A 4,912-nucleotide genomic window follows, 5' to 3' on the forward strand; every position below is an offset into this window, starting at 1 on the left:
ATCACCATTTTTGCGATAATTTCAGTGGGAATCTTCGCAAAATGCTGATTCAGATACTTACGTCGCTGGTTTATAATCTTTCTTGTCAATCACCATTTTTGCGATAATTTCTCTCAAAATTTCAGAGGTACCGCCACCGATTGGGCCTAGTCTGCTATCACGTAGCAATCGTGCCATTGGATAGTCTTCCATATAACCATAACCACCTAAAAACTGAAGGCAACCATAAATAACTTCATCAGCCATTTTTGTGGCGTGCAATTTAGACATGGTTGCTTCTTTTACCACATATTCGCCTTTATTTAAACGGTGCGCTACTGAATAATTGAACTCTTTAGAAATTTCCATTTCTGTATAAAAATCGGCGACTTTATGACGTAAGGCTTGAAATTTATCAATGGTTTTACCAAACGCTGTGCGCTCAGACATGTACTGTACGGCATATTCCAATGCAAACTCAGCTCTTGCGTGGGCATTGATACCCATAATCAATCGTTCTAATGCAAAATGCTGCATGATGTATGGAAAGCCTTTGCCTTCTTCACCCATAAGTTGATCTGCAGGAATGATAACGTTATCAAAAGCTATTTCTCCAGTATCTGACGCTCTCCATCCTAATTTATCCAGTTTTGAAGAAGATATTCCAGGTGTATCTCTATCCATCACAAAAATACTCATCCCATTATGACCGGCATCCGGATCTGTTTTAGCAGCAACTACCAAATAATCACTGTAAATTCCGTTGGTGATAAAAGTTTTAGAACCGTTAATCACATAGGTATCGCCGTTTCTTATTGCCGTAGTTCGCATACCGGCAACATCACTTCCTCCAAACGGTTCGGTGATGCATAAACATCCAATTTTATCTCCGGTAATGCTTGGTGCTAAATATTTCTCCTTGATTTCATGACTGCCTTCTTTATTCAGGTGTGTCATTGCCAAATAAGCATGGGCCCACATTGCTGCTGCAAAACCGCCAGAATTTATCTTTTGTAATTCTTCAAGAAAAATAACGGTGAAGAATAAATCGAGATCCATTCCTCCATAAGCTTCAGGATAGTTGATTCCGAAAAATCCCATCTCTCCAAATTTTTTCCAAATAAATCGTTCAATGGTTCCTGTTTTCTCCCATTTATCAATATGAGGAACGACTTCTTTCTTTAAGAAATCCTGTAAACTTTGTCTAAAAAGTTGATGTTCTTCTGTGAAGTACATGCTGTTCATATGTTGTATTTTTCGTTTAATTAAGCTTCAAATATAACTTAATTATCTCAAATTTTTGAACTGGAAATTTTTTAACCAACAACAGTTCGTCAAAAGATTTAAAGCCTTCTCTCAGGCTGCGTTGCTCAATAATATAGTGGGCAATCTCATAATCAATATGCTGAATCGTAACCAACTGATCTTTGCTTGCTGAATTAAGATCAATCTTTTCAAATGCTCTAGGTGTTTTAACAGCAAAATCATTAGTCACACGGTAGATAACTTCCGGTGTCAAGCCATAAACGTCCTCAAGCTGGATTTCCGAAATAAAACCCCCTTTAAACTTGTTCCGGTATTTAATAATATTGTCTGATAATTTTACGCCAATACCATTTACTTTTTGTAAATCGTGAGCCGTCGCAGTATTTAAATCCTGTTTTTGGGCGAATGTTTTTGAGCCGTAGCTTTTTGGGTCTGACATTTTAGAATAGTCTATCCAATTCGTTTTGGGTTTAGGTTGCGTTACCCAATCTGGAAATTTAAATAATGGTGCCAAAACCGCGAGCAAAGAATCCGATACCTGCGTAACCTCCTGAAATTGTTTCGCCGAATTGATCCATTGGTCGGCCGCTCTATATTCCAACAACCGATCAATTTCTTCAGTCGTCATGCCAAGTGTATAGCCTCTATAGTCTGTTATATAATTTGGATTAAATAGATACACTTTAGGTGCATTCTTCTCAGCCGAAATCTGCTTTAGTGAATCGACTTGCTTTCTGAATCCTTCTAGTTGTCTTGAATCGGTTTGGATTTCTTCCGAAGAAAAATCAACAAAGGCATAAATACATTGAACGACAACGATGAGTATGGCCAATAAAAAAATCCCATTCCGTTGACTGTTAGAAAACTTGAAATGGGATTTGATGGCCATGATAATTTTTTTTTATTTACTAGGCTCCTGCTTTTTATAAAGGAGATTGGCCTTTAGTTTTATGATATAGGCATCTAAATCAAACTTGACTTCTTTAGACATAATGTACAATCCGATAATGTTAGGGAATGACATGGCTAAAATCATCATATCTGAGAAGTCTAATACAGCTCCTAAACTTACGGAAGCTCCAATGACCACAAATACCAAGAATAACATTTTATAGATGAATTCAACTTTTTTGCTTTTCCCAAATAAATAGGTCCAAGCTCTCATTCCGTAATAAGACCAAGAAATCATTGTGGAGAACGCAAATAAGAATACCGCTACAGCTAATACATACGGGAACCAAGAGATTTGACTTCCAAAGGCATCAGATGTCAACTGTGCTCCTGCTAAACCTTCTACTTCGTGCATTCCTGTAAAAATTAACACCAATGCCGTTAAGGTACATACCACAACCGTATCAATAAAGGGCTCTAATAACGCCACAAAACCTTCTGATGGCGGGTGATTGGTTTTTGCCGTACTATGGGCAATAGCCGCCGATCCCACACCGGCCTCATTGGAGAATGCCGCACGTTGGAAACCGACCACTAACACGCCAATAACACCTCCTTTTAACGCTGACGCACTAAACGCACCATCTACAATAGCTGAGAATGCAGGTCCTATATTTTGAATGTTCATGATAATGACTGCCAAAGCTGCCACTACATAAATGGTAGCCATAACCGGCACGACTTTTCCGGTTACTTTTGCAATACTACTGATACCCCCAATAATAACAACACCCACTAAAATAGCGGTTACGATCCCAAACCAAAACCCGTTACCAACTAATACTGGAAACTGTCCTGCCAATTGTTCAAAAGATTGGTTGGCCTGAAACATGTTACCACCTCCAAAAGAGGCTCCAACTGCAAGGACTGCGAATAATCCCGCCAATACTTTACCCAAACCTTTCATTTGACGCTTTTCAAGCCCATAACGCAAATAATTCATAGGGCCTCCAAAGACACGTCCGTCAGGTAATATATCTCTATATTTAACACCCAAGGTACACTCCACAAATTTTGTGGACATCCCTAAAAGTCCGCATACAATCATCCAAAATGTTGCACCTGCACCACCTACAGAAACGGCTACAGCCACCCCTGCAATATTACCCAAACCAACAGTTCCTGAAACCGCAGTAGCTAAAGCTTGAAAATGGGTTACTTGACCTGGGGCATCTGGATCATCATATTTTCCACGCGCTAAATCAATAGCATGTTTAAAGCCTCTAAAATTAATAAAGCCCATTCTTATGGTAAAGAATACCGCCCCTATTACCAACCAAATAACAATAAATGGGATCGGTTTTGTTAAAGGATCTCCGTTAGGATGTGTTAACACTTCCGGTTCTTCGTAGACCACTTGAGCAAAGAAGTGCGCCCCCTGTTCAATAACGTGTTTGCTATTCTCTGAATTATAAATGGTTTGTCCCTCAGCAATAAGGTATTTCAATGTGCCTTGGGCTAATGAGTTTACCGTAATTTCCTTACCCTCATTATCTGTGATGATGGCAATGGGCACATCTCTTGAAACCTGGGCACCTTCTGGTTTGAGCCATTGTTTAAGGATGTATTTGTTTTCAACCGTATTGGTCCAATCAGGAACGCCAATTTGTTTTACATCTGCATAAACTACCGGGTCATAAATACCAATAGCCGCAAAAGGGTCCCAAAATAAAACGGCCCCTAACGTGGCAACTGCAGGGGTCATGGTACCGTTAAACACTTCTGTAATGGCCTTGGTCTTTACGGTATACACAGCGGTTTTTGTATTGCCATTAGAATCAGTAACAACTACTGTATAAGGTACGCCTTCAGTTAAACCCTCCGCTTTATTAGAGCTTAAAGGGGTGTCTTGGTTACTCCATCTATACGTATAAGGAGAGACGCCTCCTGATGCAGTAACAGTAACAACACCATCATTAATATTTTCTGTGGGGTTTAGTATTTCTCCCTTTATCTCTAAATCCTGAGCAAAAAATAAAACCGGAAATAGCGTGAGACATAGGGTAAGAAGACAATTCTTCATAAGTGAATTTTGCATTAGTTAGTTATAATATTTGGTTAAAAACACCACAAGATGCTAAAAAAAAATGATTTTATAAAAGTTTGGTTGTTAAAATGAAAAAGACAGTATTCCTAAAATTAAATACGGATTAGAAATGGAATACCGTTTAGATGATTGCGTCGGGCGGCTCCAAGAATTTATAATTCCATGTAATTGGGGAGGCCTGAACGTGAAACTCGTACCTCATAAATCAAAAACGGAAGACCGTTTTGTATAGATTAAATCTTTAATACGCATCCAAAAGGCAAAAAACAAATAGAGCGCAAAGCCAAAACCAACGGTTACAAAAGTGAGATACATAAAAGAGATCCGCACCACTTTTGCACGAATACCCAATCTATCTGCAATACGCTGACAAACGTAATACCCACGTTTTTGAAAATATAATAAGGCGCTATATAAGATGTTCATGCCGCAATGTACTAATTTTTTGTTATTTTTTATAGTCTTTTATTTTGCCAGAATTGAATTGCCAATGGCACACCTCATACAGTTGTTCTTTTCGCAATATTCCGTTTTAAGCTGTATGAGCGCTTGTGAGATCATGGCTGAATTAGCAATAGGTTTAAGTGTATTAAACGCCGTAATAATGCTGTTTTTTTCTGGGATGATTTTTTGGGCAAACAATATATTATGGTAACTATTCAGGCTTCA

Annotated in this window: 4 protein-coding genes; all 4 read right to left on the reverse strand. The window is 38.6% G+C overall.

The annotated features are described in order from the left end of the window. Positions 1–57 precede the first annotated feature (57 nt). The 4 genes from JEM65_RS20930 to JEM65_RS20945 all read right to left on the reverse strand — a co-directional run bounded on the left by JEM65_RS20930 (position 58) and on the right by JEM65_RS20945 (position 4,669). On the reverse strand, positions 58–1,224 hold the full coding sequence (locus tag JEM65_RS20930; protein ID WP_199603661.1) for an acyl-CoA dehydrogenase family protein: 1,167 nt from the start codon (positions 1,222–1,224) through the stop codon (positions 58–60). A 16-nt stretch (positions 1,225–1,240) separates the two neighbouring features. After that, positions 1,241–2,134 carry a ComEA family DNA-binding protein gene (locus JEM65_RS20935; RefSeq protein ID WP_199603663.1) on the reverse strand — a complete coding sequence of 298 codons (894 nt, stop codon included), beginning with the start codon at positions 2,132–2,134 and terminating at the stop codon, positions 1,241–1,243. 12 nt (positions 2,135–2,146) lie between these two features. Beyond that, a complete protein-coding gene (locus JEM65_RS20940) occupies positions 2,147–4,219 on the reverse strand; it encodes an amino acid carrier protein (protein WP_199603666.1) in 2,073 nt (690 codons plus the stop codon). A gap of 222 nt (positions 4,220–4,441) precedes the next feature. Continuing rightward, complete coding sequence (locus JEM65_RS20945) at positions 4,442–4,669, reverse strand: PspC domain-containing protein (RefSeq protein WP_199603668.1); 228 nt, start codon at positions 4,667–4,669, stop codon at positions 4,442–4,444. Between the last annotated feature and the right edge of the window lie 243 nt (positions 4,670–4,912).

It is taken from the genome of Gelidibacter salicanalis, from assembly GCF_016469035.1.
Taxonomy (GTDB): domain Bacteria; phylum Bacteroidota; class Bacteroidia; order Flavobacteriales; family Flavobacteriaceae; genus Gelidibacter; species Gelidibacter salicanalis_A.